At 46.0% G+C, this 13,010-nt stretch carries 16 protein-coding genes; all 16 read right to left on the bottom strand.

The genetic code is table 11. From position 1 onward, the window contains the following. On the bottom strand, positions 1-873 hold the full coding sequence (locus tag MHB80_RS12820; protein WP_341282492.1) for a MinD/ParA family protein: 873 nt from the start codon (positions 871-873) through the stop codon (positions 1-3). Then, positions 866-2,092, bottom strand: coding sequence for a flagellar biosynthesis protein FlhF (gene flhF, locus MHB80_RS12815; protein ID WP_341282491.1), 1,227 nt, complete (start codon positions 2,090-2,092; stop codon positions 866-868). The genes MHB80_RS12820 and flhF overlap by 8 nt, the downstream gene beginning before the upstream one ends. Then, positions 2,089-4,122, bottom strand: coding sequence for a flagellar biosynthesis protein FlhA (gene flhA, locus MHB80_RS12810; protein ID WP_341282490.1), 2,034 nt, complete (start codon positions 4,120-4,122; stop codon positions 2,089-2,091). Before flhA ends, flhF begins: the two co-directional genes overlap by 4 nt. 21 nt (positions 4,123-4,143) lie before the next feature. After that, on the bottom strand, positions 4,144-5,241 hold the full coding sequence (flhB, locus tag MHB80_RS12805) for a flagellar biosynthesis protein FlhB (protein ID WP_341282489.1): 1,098 nt from the start codon (positions 5,239-5,241) through the stop codon (positions 4,144-4,146). An 11-nt stretch (positions 5,242-5,252) separates the two neighbouring features. Next, positions 5,253-6,041: a flagellar biosynthetic protein FliR gene (gene fliR / locus MHB80_RS12800; protein ID WP_341282488.1), complete on the bottom strand. Its 789-nt coding sequence runs from the start codon at positions 6,039-6,041 to the stop codon at positions 5,253-5,255. A 15-nt stretch (positions 6,042-6,056) separates the two neighbouring features. Then, positions 6,057-6,326: a flagellar biosynthesis protein FliQ gene (gene fliQ, locus MHB80_RS12795; protein WP_338555951.1), complete on the bottom strand. Its 270-nt coding sequence runs from the start codon at positions 6,324-6,326 to the stop codon at positions 6,057-6,059. A 23-nt stretch (positions 6,327-6,349) separates the two neighbouring features. Then, entirely contained in the window at positions 6,350-7,105 is a 756-nt protein-coding gene (fliP, locus tag MHB80_RS12790) for a flagellar type III secretion system pore protein FliP (protein ID WP_341282487.1), read from the bottom strand. Beyond that, the gene (locus tag MHB80_RS12785) at positions 7,095-7,727 is read right to left on the bottom strand and encodes a flagellar biosynthetic protein FliO (protein WP_341282486.1); all 633 of its coding nucleotides are present in this window, start codon (positions 7,725-7,727) and stop codon (positions 7,095-7,097) included. Before MHB80_RS12785 ends, fliP begins: the two co-directional genes overlap by 11 nt. A 12-nt stretch (positions 7,728-7,739) precedes the next feature. Next, positions 7,740-8,102 (bottom strand): response regulator, encoded by a 363-nt coding sequence (locus tag MHB80_RS12780; RefSeq protein WP_338555945.1) that lies wholly within the window; start codon positions 8,100-8,102, stop codon positions 7,740-7,742. A 21-nt stretch (positions 8,103-8,123) separates the two neighbouring features. Further along, positions 8,124-9,344: a flagellar motor switch phosphatase FliY gene (gene fliY / locus MHB80_RS12775; protein WP_341282485.1), complete on the bottom strand. Its 1,221-nt coding sequence runs from the start codon at positions 9,342-9,344 to the stop codon at positions 8,124-8,126. Beyond that, positions 9,334-10,335 (bottom strand): flagellar motor switch protein FliM, encoded by a 1,002-nt coding sequence (gene fliM / locus MHB80_RS12770; protein WP_341282484.1) that lies wholly within the window; start codon positions 10,333-10,335, stop codon positions 9,334-9,336. The genes fliY and fliM overlap by 11 nt, the downstream gene beginning before the upstream one ends. A 38-nt stretch (positions 10,336-10,373) precedes the next feature. Then, the gene (locus tag MHB80_RS12765; protein WP_341282483.1) at positions 10,374-10,838 is read right to left on the bottom strand and encodes a flagellar basal body-associated FliL family protein; all 465 of its coding nucleotides are present in this window, start codon (positions 10,836-10,838) and stop codon (positions 10,374-10,376) included. A gap of 2 nt (positions 10,839-10,840) precedes the next feature. Beyond that, positions 10,841-11,062, bottom strand: coding sequence for a flagellar FlbD family protein (locus MHB80_RS12760; protein ID WP_341282482.1), 222 nt, complete (start codon positions 11,060-11,062; stop codon positions 10,841-10,843). A 62-nt stretch (positions 11,063-11,124) separates the two neighbouring features. Next, positions 11,125-11,946, bottom strand: coding sequence for a flagellar basal body rod protein FlgG (gene flgG, locus MHB80_RS12755; RefSeq protein WP_341282481.1), 822 nt, complete (start codon positions 11,944-11,946; stop codon positions 11,125-11,127). 95 nt (positions 11,947-12,041) lie between these two features. Then, complete coding sequence (locus MHB80_RS12750) at positions 12,042-12,419, bottom strand: TIGR02530 family flagellar biosynthesis protein (protein WP_341282480.1); 378 nt, start codon at positions 12,417-12,419, stop codon at positions 12,042-12,044. Continuing rightward, positions 12,416-12,964: a flagellar hook capping FlgD N-terminal domain-containing protein gene (locus MHB80_RS12745; protein WP_341282479.1), complete on the bottom strand. Its 549-nt coding sequence runs from the start codon at positions 12,962-12,964 to the stop codon at positions 12,416-12,418. The genes MHB80_RS12750 and MHB80_RS12745 overlap by 4 nt, the downstream gene beginning before the upstream one ends. Positions 12,965-13,010 lie beyond the last annotated feature (46 nt).

Raw genomic sequence — 13,010 nt, 5'->3', positions numbered from 1 at the left:
CTATCTCGTTAGCTTGAATAATTTATGCAAAAATCCCTTTACACCGTTTTTAGCATCAGATTCCGGTTTCTTGTTTTCTAGAAAACGAACTGCAATTTCATGCATAGCTTTCGATGCTTCACTGCCTGGGTAGGCAATCGTGAAAGGAATCTGGCGTTTTACCGCCTTGCCTACATGAGCATCATCGGGAACGAGCCCAAGAAATGGCAAGGAGGCTTCTAGGAAGCGCTCGGCAGCCAAATTGATTTTATCTGCTGTCAGTCGACCTTCCCGCTTGCTGTCTGCCCGATTAACAATAAGTCTGAAATTAGGATGGATGCCCATCGCTTTTACCATCTTGATCAAGGCATAAGCATCGGTTATAGAAGTCGGCTCTGGCGTCGTTACAACGATGGTTTCCTGTGCTGCAGCGATAAATCTCGCCGTTTCCTTGGAAAGTCCCGCTCCAGTATCGAACACAATAACGTCGTACAGACCTTGAAGCTTGGAAACCTGCTCCGTAAACAAAGTCAGCTCTTTCTCCGACAGCTCCAGCAAATCCTTGATGCCTGATCCGCCTGCAATAAAATGCAGTCCTTCGGGCCCTTCCTGAACGACATCCCAAATCGTTTTGTCCTGCTTGAACAAATGGTATAAATGGTAGGAGGAGCGTACGCCCATCAGTATATCGATATTCGCCATTCCAATATCGACATCAAAAACGAGAACCTTCTGACCCAGCTTCTGAAGCATCAGCGCAAAATTGAGACTAAAGTTGGACTTGCCAACACCGCCCTTGCCGCTGGTGACAGCCAAAATGCGCGTTTCGCGATTGCCGCCTTCGCTGCTGCTTGCCTTTACCATATGTCGCAGCGCTTCAGCTTGATCATTCATCGTCCGCTTCCCCCAGCAAGTCATTCATATAAGCAGCAGCGTCAAAACGATCGATGTCATCCGGCACCGTCTGCCCTCTTGCCACATAAGTCGGTGTTAAACCAAACCTCAGCACAAGGTTGAAAATAGAGCCGTACACCGCCGTTTCATCCTGCTTCGTAAACAGCACCTTCTCGATGCCGTATTTCACAAAATTTCCAGCTACTGATGTCATATCCTTCGTTTTGCCGGTAAGACTCAGTACAAGCACCGTTTCATTGCGGTCGTGCGATTGAAGCAGGCTGTTCACTTCTGACACATTCAGCTCATTACGGAAGTTGCGGCCAGCCGTATCCATATATATGAGCTCTCGGTCTTCAAGCTGCTTGAATGCCTTCGGCAAATCCATAGGAGAAAAAACAACCTCCAGCGGAATATTTAAAATATTCGCGTATGTTCTCAGTTGGTCAACGGCGGCAATTCGGTACGTATCCGATGTAATAAAGCCTACTTTTTTGTTATGCTTAATCGTTTGATTAGCCGCAAGCTTAGCGATTGTTGTCGTTTTACCTACGCCAGTTGGACCAACAAAATGAACGATTCTAGCCTGTTCATCGATCATGCCAGCTGCATATGGAGCCATCCATTCGAGCAGCTGCCGTTTGGCCAGCTCCCATACTTGCGAACGCGTCAATGGCTCCCTTTGCTGCGCTTCCTGCTCAGAGATGATCGCCATTAGCTGGTCGATCCACTCCACTTCCAGCTCCTGCTCTTGAAGGCGGTCATGAAGTGCTTGTGCAGCTTCCGAAAATGAATTTCCTGCTTTTTGAGAAGAAAGCTGCAGGAGGGACTGCTTAATCCCTTTAATTTCATCCATCAGCTGATCGCTGACCGGAGAAGCCGCTGCAACTGGCGCAGGTCTTGCCGGCGGTTCAACCGTAGCTGTAGCAGCTGCGGTTGCCGATGCTACACGCTGCTGCTTTTGCATCGTCTCCGTAATGGCAGCCATAACGGCACTGACATCATCCGGCGCTTTGCGCTTCTGCGGCGGATTTTCTGGAGCAGCTGCGCTGGACTCAACAGCGGCAATAACTTCCATCTTCTTTTTGCGGAACATGCCCATGAAGCCGCCGACTTTGACTTCTTTCGTATTCAATATAACGGCATCTTTGCCAAGATCGCTTCGAATCATTGGCAGCGCCTCGGGAAGGGCATTGACTACGTAACGTTTCACTCTCATAAATTCACCACCCCTACGCTCTGAACTTCAACGCTAGGTTCAAGCTCACTATAAGAAATGACCGGAACCTCCTGCATCGTCCGCTCCACAATCTGGCGCAAATACATGCGGATTGTAGGGGAAGTGAGTACAACAGGCTGCTGTCCAGACTGAATTTGCCGGGTAACCTGCTCATTCAGCTTGGAATAAATTTGTTGAGTGACGATCGGATCAAGCGCAATGTAACTCCCCTGATCGGTCTGCTGCACGGATTCAGCGATTTTCTTCTCCATCGCCGGCCCGACTGTAATCACTTTAAGCTTGTCTCCCGTTGCCGCAAACTGCTGGGTAATTTGCCTTGACAGCGCTTGTCTGACATATTCCGTCAGCACATCGGGATCTTTCGTGTAATGACCATGATCGGCAAGTGTTTCGAAAATCGTCACCAGATCGCGGATCGAAACTTTTTCACGAAGCAGCTTGGCAAGCACTTTTTGCAAATCGCCAATCGATAGAACAGAAGGAATGAGATCGTCGATAAGCGCTGGATACGATTCCTTGACATTTTCAATAAGCGCCTTCGTCTCTTGACGGCCAAGCAGCTCATGCGCATGACGCTTAATAATTTCAGTCAAATGCGTGGCGACAACCGAAGGCGGATCTACGACGGTGTATCCCGACATTTCCGCTCTTTCCTTCATCTGCTCGTCAATCCAAATGGCTGGAAGCCCGAATGCCGGCTCTGTTGTTTCGATACCGAGTACCGATTCATCATCGAAACCTGGGCTCATTGCCAAATAATGATTGAGCAGAAGCTCGCCTTTCGCAACCGTATTCCCTTTAATCTTAACAACGTATTCATTTGGCCTTAGTTGAATATTGTCGCGGATTCGAATAACGGGAACGACAAGACCTAGCTCAAGCGCGCATTGCCTTCTGATCATAATGATACGATCCAGCAAATCCCCGCCCTGCTGCGTGTCTGCCAGTGGAATCAGGCCGTAGCCAAATTCAAACTCGATTGGATCCACCTGCAGCAAGCCAATAACGCTCTCCGGATTGCGAACCTCTTCAATTTGCTGCTCTTCCACAAGCATCTCCTCTTGCTCCACTTGCTTCTCCTGCAGCTTCTTCATTTTCCATGCTCCAAATGCGAGCAGTCCCGCAAAGGGGAGCGTACGCATAACGCCGATTGGCGAAACGAGACCAAGCAAAGCTATTGTTCCTGAAACTATGTATAAAAGATTAGGGTATTTAAATAACTGTGCAGTTAAATCCTGCGCCAGGTTTCCGTCCGATGCAGCACGTGTAACAATTAAGCCTGCTGCTACCGAAATAAGCAATGCTGGAATTTGGCTGACGAGACCGTCCCCGATCGTTAATATCGAGTAAGTTTCGAGTGCCTCAGCAAAGGGAAAACCATGTATCGCCATTCCGATTATAAATCCACCAACCAGGTTAATAATGAGAATGATGATGGATGCGATCGCATCCCCTTTTACAAACTTGCTGGCACCATCCATAGCTCCGTAGAAATCCGCTTCTCTTTCAATTTTGGAACGACGGGCCCGTGCCTGCTGCTCATTAATGAGCCCCGCGTTTAAGTCGGCATCAATACTCATTTGCTTGCCGGGCATCGCATCGAGCGTAAACCTTGCTGCAACCTCGGCGACCCGCTCAGAACCTTTCGTAATAACGATGAACTGAACGACGACGAGAATAAGGAAGACGATAAACCCGATCGCGATTTGCCCGCCGCCAACCCATCTACCGAATGTTGCGACAACTTCCCCCGCTTCTGCATGCTGCAAAATGTTCCGGGTTGTAGAAACGTTGAGTGCTAATCGGAATAAGGTCGTAACAAGCAAAACTGCGGGAAAGATGGAAAACTCCAGCGCTTCCTTCGTATTCATTGCGATAAGCAATATCATTAAAGCGACTGAAATATTCAGAATAAGCAAAATATCCAGCAAAAGAATAGGGATGGGAATAACCATCATGAGCACGATGCCTATGATCCCGATTAACACAATAAGATCTTTTGGTTTCATGACGCTTCCTCCTCCCTTAAATTACGATGATTTGACACGGCCTTTCAACTTGTAAACGTATGCGAGCACCTCCGCCACAGCTTGGAACAAATCTGCCGGTATGGCATCTCCGATTTCGGCGCGTTCGTATAATGCTCTGGCAAGCGGCTTATTTTCCATCGTAATAACGCCGTGCTCTTTAGCGATTTCCCTAATGCGCAGCGCCACATGATCCATGCCTTTGGCAATAATAACGGGCGCCTCCATATTAGAGGAATCATATTTCAAGGCGATTGCAAAATGCGTCGGGTTCGTAATAACGACATCTGCATTCGGAATTTGCTGCATCATCCGCTGGATGGCCATTCGACGCTGCTTTTCACGGATGCGGCCTTTGATAAGCGGATCACCCTCTGATTTCTTATGCTCATCCTTAATGTCCTGCTTGGACATTTTCATGCTTTTCTCATTTTCATACTTCTGATACAAAAAATCGGCAAAGGCAAGTATGACAAGTGCAGCACCGATTTTAATCCCCATATTAACTGTCAGACCAGCTGCAAAGGTGAAAATTTGTTCAACGGATAGATCTGAGAGCGAAAGCAACCGGCTCCAATCACTGGCAATCGTCTGATAGACCAGCAATCCAATGATTAGAAGCTTGAGCATGCTTTTAAGCATTTCTACAATCGAGCGCATCGAGAATATCTGCTTTAATCCTTGGAGCGGATTAAGCTTGCTGATCTTCATCTTGAGCGGTTCTCCTGTAAGCAGGAATCCAAATTGAGCAACGTTACCAATAATGCCAACCAAAATGGCTATCGTAAATATCGGCAACAAGAAAATCAACATTTGGGTGATTAGCGTATAAAATAAGTTGAAAACATTTTCTGAGGTCAGCTCCATCAGCAGCCAATTTTCGAATATATCATCGAACATCGTCATAATACGCTTTTTGTAAAAGCCGCCAAACATAGCAAACCCAGCAAACGTAAACAGTAAAATAAAGGAACTGGGAAAATCCGCCGATTTGGAAACCTGTCCTTTTTGACGTGATTCAGAGCGTTTTTTCGGGGTTGCTTTTTCCGTTTTTTCTTGGCTGAACAGCTGCAGGTCGAGCTTTAAACGATACAATTGCATTACAGCCCCCTTTACCCGTCCGGCCCTTTGAAAATAACGAATAGCTGCTCCAGATTATCGAACATAATAGAAAAGAGCCGTTCATATAATCCGGCAAGTCCCGGCATTAAAAGCACGAGCAAAATCATTCCGATAATGAGCTTGAGCGGTATTCCGATAACAAACACATTGTATTGGGGCGCTGTTTTGGCTAGAAACCCCAGCCCAACATCGGTTAGAAACATAGCAATAACCAGCGGAGCTGCAACTTGCAAAGCTAGAAGGAATGTGTTTCCAACTGCCTTTGTTAAAAACTCGCTAATGCTGCCACTGCTGATTCTCGCAAAAAAGTCTCCAGCAAGCGGCATCCATTTGTAACTGTCCATTAACCCTCTAAGCAAATAATGATGACCGTTCAAGGAGAAGAAAATGACAATGAGCATCAGGTATTTAAAATTGCCCAGCAATGGTGCTGAAGTGCCTGTCAAAGGATTGACGACGTTCGCCATTGCAAAACCAATCTGCAAATCCATTAATGCCCCTGCTGTCTGTACCACCACGAAAAATAAATAAACAACAAATCCGAACAGCAGGCCAATCAATATTTCCTGTACAATGTAAAGCACATAGCTTGCATCCGTAGCCACCGTCTGGTTCACGCCATAAGTGAGAAACACAATAAAGGATATAAAAAAACCTAAACCAAGTTTCGCAATATTCGGCACCATTTTACCTGAAAACATCGGAGCTACGACGAAAAATGATGTAATTCGACAAAAAATAAGCAAAAAAATAGGAAAACTTTTTTCGATAAGCTCCATCGCTGCGATTCACGCCTATCCGATATATTTATACAGGTTGTCCAGCAGATTATAAGTGAAATCGACGATCGTATTTAAAATCCACGGCCCAAACAAAACAACGGATGCAAAAACCGCTACGATTTTCGGAACAAATGCTAAGGTTTGCTCTTGAATCTGGGTAGTCGCTTGAAAAATACTGACCAATAGTCCGACAACAAGAGCGATTGCGAGCATTGGTGCGCTGCTTTTTAAGACTACAAATACAGCCTCGCTGGCCAGACCGATAATAAAATCGGCACTCATTGAACATCCCCCTTATACAGTCGTCAGGTATTGAAGCTTAATAACAAGGATTTGACTATCAAATACCAGCCATCTACCATGACGAACAGCAAAAGCTTGAACGGCAATGAAATCATTACAGGCGGCAGCATCATCATCCCCATCGCCATCAATGTACTCGCTACAATCATATCAATGACGAGAAATGGTATGAATATTAGAAAGCCCATTTGAAAGGCTGTCTTAATTTCGCTAATCGCATATGCCGGAATGAGAACCGTCAGTGGAATATCCTCGAATGTTGCCGGCTTTTCCGTCTTCGTGTAGTCCATAAACAGCTTTAAGTCCTTCTCCCTCGTCTGCTTGAACATAAACGACTTCATCGGCACAGACGCCTTCTCGAAAGCTGCCGTTTGGGAAATTTCCCCCTTCAAATATGGCTGCAAGGCTACCTCGTTTACTTGACCAAAGGTAGGGGCCATAATAAAAAAGGTTAAAAACATCGCTAGTCCGATTAGTACCTGGTTCGGCGGCATCATCTGCGTACCGAGGGATGTCCGAACAAAGCTAAGCACGATAATAATGCGTGTAAAGCTGGTCATTAATACTAGAATAGCAGGTGCTATGCTTAGTACAGTAATAAGCAACAAAATCGATAAAGCGCTAGGGTTCGGCTGATCGCTACTCGTGTTGCCAAAGTTAATTTCTACGTTCGGCAGCGGTTCAGCAAAAGCATGCGATTGAAATATGAGTCCGGCTAACTGTACCGCTACAAGAGCTATCCACCATTTATTTTTCATGATCATCATTCAACCGTTCATTAGGGTTAGGGTCTTTGAGGAGTGCTTCGAGCTGCTGCTTGCGATCCGCCTGACGATTCATCTTGTCCTTGAGCACATTCTGAAACGAAGAAGCGTCGTTCCACTGCTCATCCCGTGGTTCCTGCTCGCCAGAGCCTTGACGAAAACGTGAGATTAAGCCCGTCAAAGCACTAGGCGACCAGCCACCTTGCACTTGCCTCTCCATTGCCTCAATAATTGCCTCAGCCTGTGTTTCATCATCAATCTTGTCCAGTAAGGTGATGTTCTCACCAACCCCTACAATATATAGACGGCCTGCAAGCTCAACAACTTGAAGCGAATGATTTTGACCTAAGGAAATGCCCCCGAGCGAACGAAGCGAACGATTTGTTCCTCCGAACGCCCGGTTGCGCCGAGAGAGCCATTTAATAACAACAATGATCAACCCAATAATTAGCAATAAAGAAAATATAACCCATACCACACTACCTGCCATGTTGGACGGGCTAGTATATGGCGATTCAGGCTGGCTCGTCTGAGCTGCTCCCGCTAAAGCGGCGGCAGGCAGAACGGCCATTCCTGAAAACAATATAAGCGTTACACGAGCTTTAAGTTTGACCATCGCATACAACCGTTAGCCCAGCGTTTTCTTGATTGCTTCAATAACACGGTCCGCTTGGAAAGGCTTAACGATGAAATCTTTTGCTCCAGCTTGAATGGCATCAATAACCATTGCTTGCTGTCCCATTGCAGAGCACATAATGACTTTTGCATTCGGGTCGATTTTTTTAACTTCTTTAAGTGCTGCAATGCCGTCCATCTCAGGCATCGTGATATCCATTGTAATCAAGTCCGGCTTTAGTTCCTTGAATCTCTCCACTGCTTGTGCGCCATCTGGTGCTTCACCAACTACTTCGTAACCATTTTTTGATAAAATATCGCGGATCATCATGCGCATAAATGCTGCGTCATCTACGATTAGAATACGGTTTGCCATCTTTTTCTTCCTCCTAGGATGCTATTGTAATTTTTGAATTCGGTCCCATTGGCTTACGATATCGGTTACACGTACGCCGAAGTTCTCATCGATAACGACAACCTCGCCTTTTGCGATCAGCTTATTGTTAACCAGAATGTCTACAGGCTCACCAGCAAGCTTGTCCAGCTCGATAACAGACCCTTGAGACAATTCCAAAATATCTTTTATTTGCTTCTGGGTCCTTCCTAATTCTACGGTAACCTTCAGTGGTATGTCGAGCAGTAAATTGAGGTTCGTCTCTTCACCTTGAATATATGGCACATTATTGAAATTAGCAAACTGCACAGGCTGAACATTTACATTGCGATTGGCTGCATGGCCATATGTATTCGGGCCAGGCGGCTGCATCATCGGCGCTTCATAATATCCCGCTGGCGGTTGTTGTTCTTGCTTCTGCAACGATGGAGCCGTAGGCTGCTCAGGAGCACTTTGTGGCGGCCCTGGAGCAACCGGCGGCGCTGCTACTACTGGCGGCGCCTCGACTGCTACAGCAGTCTCTTCGCCCGTCTCTTCACCCATAAGAATAGCAACCATTTGCTTTGCAAAAGAAACAGGCAGTAGCTGCATAATTGTCGAATCTATCAAATCTCCAATTTTAAGCCGGAATGAAATTTTGATGAATATATCTACCGGAGGCAGATGACCCATTCCCCCACCGTTGTCTACATCGAGAATATCGATGCCTGGCGGCGAAATATTAACGAAACGATTGAAAATGGTAGACATCGACGTTGCAGATGACCCCATCATTTGATTCATCGCTTCCTGAACGGCACTGATATGAATCTCATTGAGCTCTTCGTCTGTAGGATTACCTGCTCCGCCGAGCATCAAATCGGCAATAATTTGCGCGTCTCTCGTCTTTATGACAAGTGAATTTATTCCTTGGAAGCCGTCTACATATTGAACACTTACAGCAACATGAGGCTTTGGAAATTCATCTGACAGCTGATCTCTGCGAATAAAGGTAACTTCCGGCGTCGTAATATCCACCTTCACGCCTAGCAATGTGGACAAAGCAGTTGCTGCGCTTCCGAACGTAATGTTCCCAATTTCACCAAGCGCATCCTGTTCCATAGCTGAGAGGAAATCTGATAACTGAACATCATCGGCAGATGGCTGTTCAGCATCCGTACTGCCAGAAGATTGATTTAGTAACGCATCAATTTCCTCCTGCGACAAATAATCTTTACTCGTCATAATCTTCTCCCGCTCCTTCGTTCACAACTTCATCAAGCTGAATAGCCAACCGATCTTTCACGGAGCCTGGACTGCCGATGAACTTCAATTTATCGCCTACCTTAATATGCAGGCCTTCCCCTACCGGCTTGCTGAGCGAAATGACATCTCCTACATTAAGACCCAGAAACTCTTGAATCGTAATGGTAGATTCACCAAGCTCGGCAACAATCGGCAGCTTCGCTTTGCTTACACGCTGCTCCAGCATTTCAACTTCCTCTGGAATACGCTCCTTTTTCTGCGAAACGAACCAATGATGCGCCGACAAACGAGGCATAACGGGCTCAATGACAACGTGGGGAATACAAAGATTGATCATCCCCGTCGTTTCACCGATTTTCGTACTTAAGGATATAAGCGCGATTGTTTCATTCGGTGATACGATTTGCATAAATTGAGGATTCGTCTCAAGTGCTTCCAGCCGTGGTGATATATCAATGATTGTTTTCCACGCCTCTTGCAAACTCTCAAACGTCCGGCTAAAAATCTTTTCCATAATAATCGTTTCGATTTCAGTCAAGTTATTGATTTTGGAAGGCGCAACGCCTTGCCCGCCAAGCATACGATCCAGCATCGCGTAAGCGATATTTGGATGCACCTCCATCACCATGCGTCCTTCAAGCGGCTCCGCCTCAAAAATATTCAATATCGTCATCTTCGGAATCGAACGAATAAACTCATCATAAGGAAGCTGCTCTACCTGAACTACACTGATTTGAACGAAAGTACGAAGCTGCGCTGAGAAATAGGTTGTCAAATATCGCGCGAAGTTCTCGTGTATGCGAGTCAAGCTGCGAATATGATCCTTCGAAAATCGAACAGCGCGTTTGAAATCATAAACTCTGACTTTTTTCGTTACTTCTTCCTTTTTCAAATCCTCGGCATCCATCTCGCCAGAATTAAGGGCCGCCAGCAGCGCATCTATCTCATTTTGCGATAAAACATCAACCAAATTTTCTCACCCCCTTCAAGGAATGTCGCCAACCAGCATTAAATGTTGGTCATGATAAACGCTGTTATTTCTACCTTGACCAGCTTCTGCTCTTTATCCAAAATCGGATTAATTTCATTGAGCAGCTTCGATTCCAGCAAATCCTCGCCTTTTGAGCCATTCAGCTCTTCAGCCGTCATATCTGCAAGTGCCCGGTTAATAATCGGCTTAACTTCGATTTCAATGATTTTATCAAAATCTTCCTTCGTCTTCTTGCTGTCCAGTTGGAAAGCAAAGCTAACGACAACGACTTTGTTCGAATCTTTCAAGTTGCGCTTGAATTCTTTAAGCTCAGACGTCACCTCAACGCGTTCATCGGCGCTAAGATGCTTGACTTCAACCTCTTTGTTAGCCGAGCCTTCTTTTGTACTTCCCATTATTGTGGGCCACATAAACCAGGCCACAACAGCAATTAATACAATCGATAGCAGTATAGTTACTAACCATGGCAACATCTTTTTCATCTTTAAGGACCCTCCGTCTGTTCACTCTTCTGGGCCGCCGCATATACGCCGATCGTACGAAGATAATTCTGTATCAGCAGCAAAAGCTCGTCCGAGCGTTCCACCACTATAAATTTCTTTCCAGTGGTCAAGGTAATAATGGTATCGGGCACTTCCTCCACCACTTCAATCAACAGAGCATTGATCATGAGCTTAGTACCATTAATACGAGTCACTGTAATCATAAACTGCCCCCTCACATCGCGGGGGAGGCGCTATGGCCCCCCACCTGCGTTATGCCTAGCGATTATCGTTTCAGATTGACAACTTCTTGCAAAATTTCATCAGAAGTCGTGATGATACGCGAATTCGCTTGGAAACCGCGCTGAGCCACGATCATTTCTGTGAACTCGCCTGTCAGGTCAACGTTTGACATCTCAAGCTGTCCAGCTACGATTGCGCCTGTTCCAAGATCAGCGTCACCAGCAACGGTTCTGAAGGCTTCAATGTCTCCCTCTGGATTGGCATTGTTCGTCATACGATAAAGATTACCACCCATTTTTTCAAGTCCGCTTGGATTAATTACTTTGACTACTCCAATCTGAGCAACTTCTTGTGTTCCATCCGCGGTAACACCGGTGATCATCCCATCTTGCCCTATTGTGAAAGAAGTGACCTCTGCTGGCAAAGTAATAGCACCACCAGCATTATCTAATACAAACAACCCATTTGCATTTACAAGCTGCCTGTTTGCATCAAGTGTAAAGTTTCCAGCTCTTGTTAAAAACGAAATCCCACCATCAACAGTTGGGCTCACTTGAAAAAATCCATCGCCGTCAATGCGAAGATCTGTCGGTTGGTTTGTTGTCATCGCGCTGCCTGGCGTATGAATGGTATCAATAGAAGCAATGCTGACACCAAGTCCGATTTGCTTCGCATTCACACCACCCTGCTCGCCTTCTGCCGAAGCAGTAACACCCGCTGTTGTTTGGCTCAAAATATCGCTAAACATGACGCGGCCGCCTTTAAAGCCCACCGTATTAACGTTCGCAATATTGTTGCCGATGACATCCAGCTTCGTTTGGAAGCCGCGCATACCTGACACACCAGAGTACATTGATCTTAGCATAGTATTTAAGCCCTCCTAAATTTGGGTTTATCCTTTTGATTAGTTGGCTGCCTCTGTCGGTCAGCAGCCTGAAGAGCCTCCGTATTGGTCCGGCTCTAGCTTAAAATAACGGCGCTGTCTATTTGCGTGAACACATTGCTTTGCATTTGCTTGCCGTCCATTGCAGTAACCACTGTACGACTAGGCACATTCACGATCATCGCGATATCCTTAAAAACGATTAAAGAATCAATCGCGCCTTTAGATGCTGCTTCGTCAACAGCATTTTCAATTTTCGTTAATGAATCAGCTTGAAGCTGAATGCCACGCTGCTTCATCCTAACTTCAGCATGATGGCTGAATTTCAATACTTTCGAATCCAGCAAATCCTGAAAATCGCTTGGCTGCTGAGATTTTAGCCCCGCCGTCTTCGCATTGTTTAATGGCGAGGATTTGAGCGGGAAATAATGCCCAATCTTTACGCTGTCGCTCATGAGGTTTGTTCCTCCCCGCTGTCAGCAGCGGCTTCGCTATCAGGCGTTTCAGCATCTTCAGCACTTTCAGCTGGAGCATCCGTTTCAGGCTCCTTCGTCTCTGCTGGAGTCTGATCAGAAATGGTAACGATGTCACTTACTTTAATCATCGTGTTATCTTCAAACTTGGCATATAATACCCCGTCTGTTGCTACAATCGACTTCACAACATCCGTATACATGACGGTGCTTCCTTTATCATCAAGCTCCTGCCATGTTACGCTCTTGCCAATCATTGTAGATGCACTGCCAATGTCCGAGTTCAGCTGTGTAAGCTGCTTATTCATATTCATCAGCTGTTCGACTGAGGTGAACTGCGCCATTTGGGCAATAAACTCTGTGTTGCTCTGTGGGCTTAAGGGATCCTGATTTTTAAGCTGTGTGACGAGCAATTCGAGAAATGCGTCCTTACTAAGCGATGTTTTATCATCCTCGGTCTTTCCTGCTATTTTAACGTTGGTCTGATCATAATTCGGCCAGATCACTTTATTCGTAACGACTGCCAATTCCATCACCTCCATCCCGCAAATGGTTGCTCATGATCCTAACATC

This window comes from Paenibacillus sp. FSL H8-0537 (assembly GCF_038051995.1).
Taxonomy (GTDB): Bacteria; Bacillota; Bacilli; order Paenibacillales; family Paenibacillaceae; genus Pristimantibacillus.
The sequence above is the reverse complement of the archived record's forward strand: the minus strand, read 5'-3'. Positions and strand labels throughout refer to the sequence as shown.

Coding starts and splice junctions, on each gene's coding strand:
- flhB (WP_341282489.1), bottom strand. CDS start 5,241: ATGCAATTGTATCGTTTAAAGCTCGACCTGCAGCTGTTCAGCCAAGAA.
- flhA (WP_341282490.1), bottom strand. CDS start 4,122: ATGAAACCAAAAGATCTTATTGTGTTAATCGGGATCATAGGCATCGTG.
- fliP (WP_341282487.1), bottom strand. CDS start 7,105: ATGAAAAATAAATGGTGGATAGCTCTTGTAGCGGTACAGTTAGCCGGA.
- fliQ (WP_338555951.1), bottom strand. CDS start 6,326: ATGAGTGCCGATTTTATTATCGGTCTGGCCAGCGAGGCTGTATTTGTA.
- fliY (WP_341282485.1), bottom strand. CDS start 9,344: ATGACGAGTAAAGATTATTTGTCGCAGGAGGAAATTGATGCGTTACTA.
- MHB80_RS12765 (WP_341282483.1), bottom strand. CDS start 10,838: ATGAAAAAGATGTTGCCATGGTTAGTAACTATACTGCTATCGATTGTA.
- flgG (WP_341282481.1), bottom strand. CDS start 11,946: ATGCTAAGATCAATGTACTCTGGTGTGTCAGGTATGCGCGGCTTCCAA.
- flhF (WP_341282491.1), bottom strand. CDS start 2,092: ATGAGAGTGAAACGTTACGTAGTCAATGCCCTTCCCGAGGCGCTGCCA.
- MHB80_RS12760 (WP_341282482.1), bottom strand. CDS start 11,062: ATGATTACAGTGACTCGTATTAATGGTACTAAGCTCATGATCAATGCT.
- MHB80_RS12750 (WP_341282480.1), bottom strand. CDS start 12,419: ATGAGCGACAGCGTAAAGATTGGGCATTATTTCCCGCTCAAATCCTCG.
- MHB80_RS12785 (WP_341282486.1), bottom strand. CDS start 7,727: ATGGTCAAACTTAAAGCTCGTGTAACGCTTATATTGTTTTCAGGAATG.
- fliR (WP_341282488.1), bottom strand. CDS start 6,041: ATGGAGCTTATCGAAAAAAGTTTTCCTATTTTTTTGCTTATTTTTTGT.
- MHB80_RS12780 (WP_338555945.1), bottom strand. CDS start 8,102: ATGGCAAACCGTATTCTAATCGTAGATGACGCAGCATTTATGCGCATG.
- MHB80_RS12820 (WP_341282492.1), bottom strand. CDS start 873: ATGAATGATCAAGCTGAAGCGCTGCGACATATGGTAAAGGCAAGCAGC.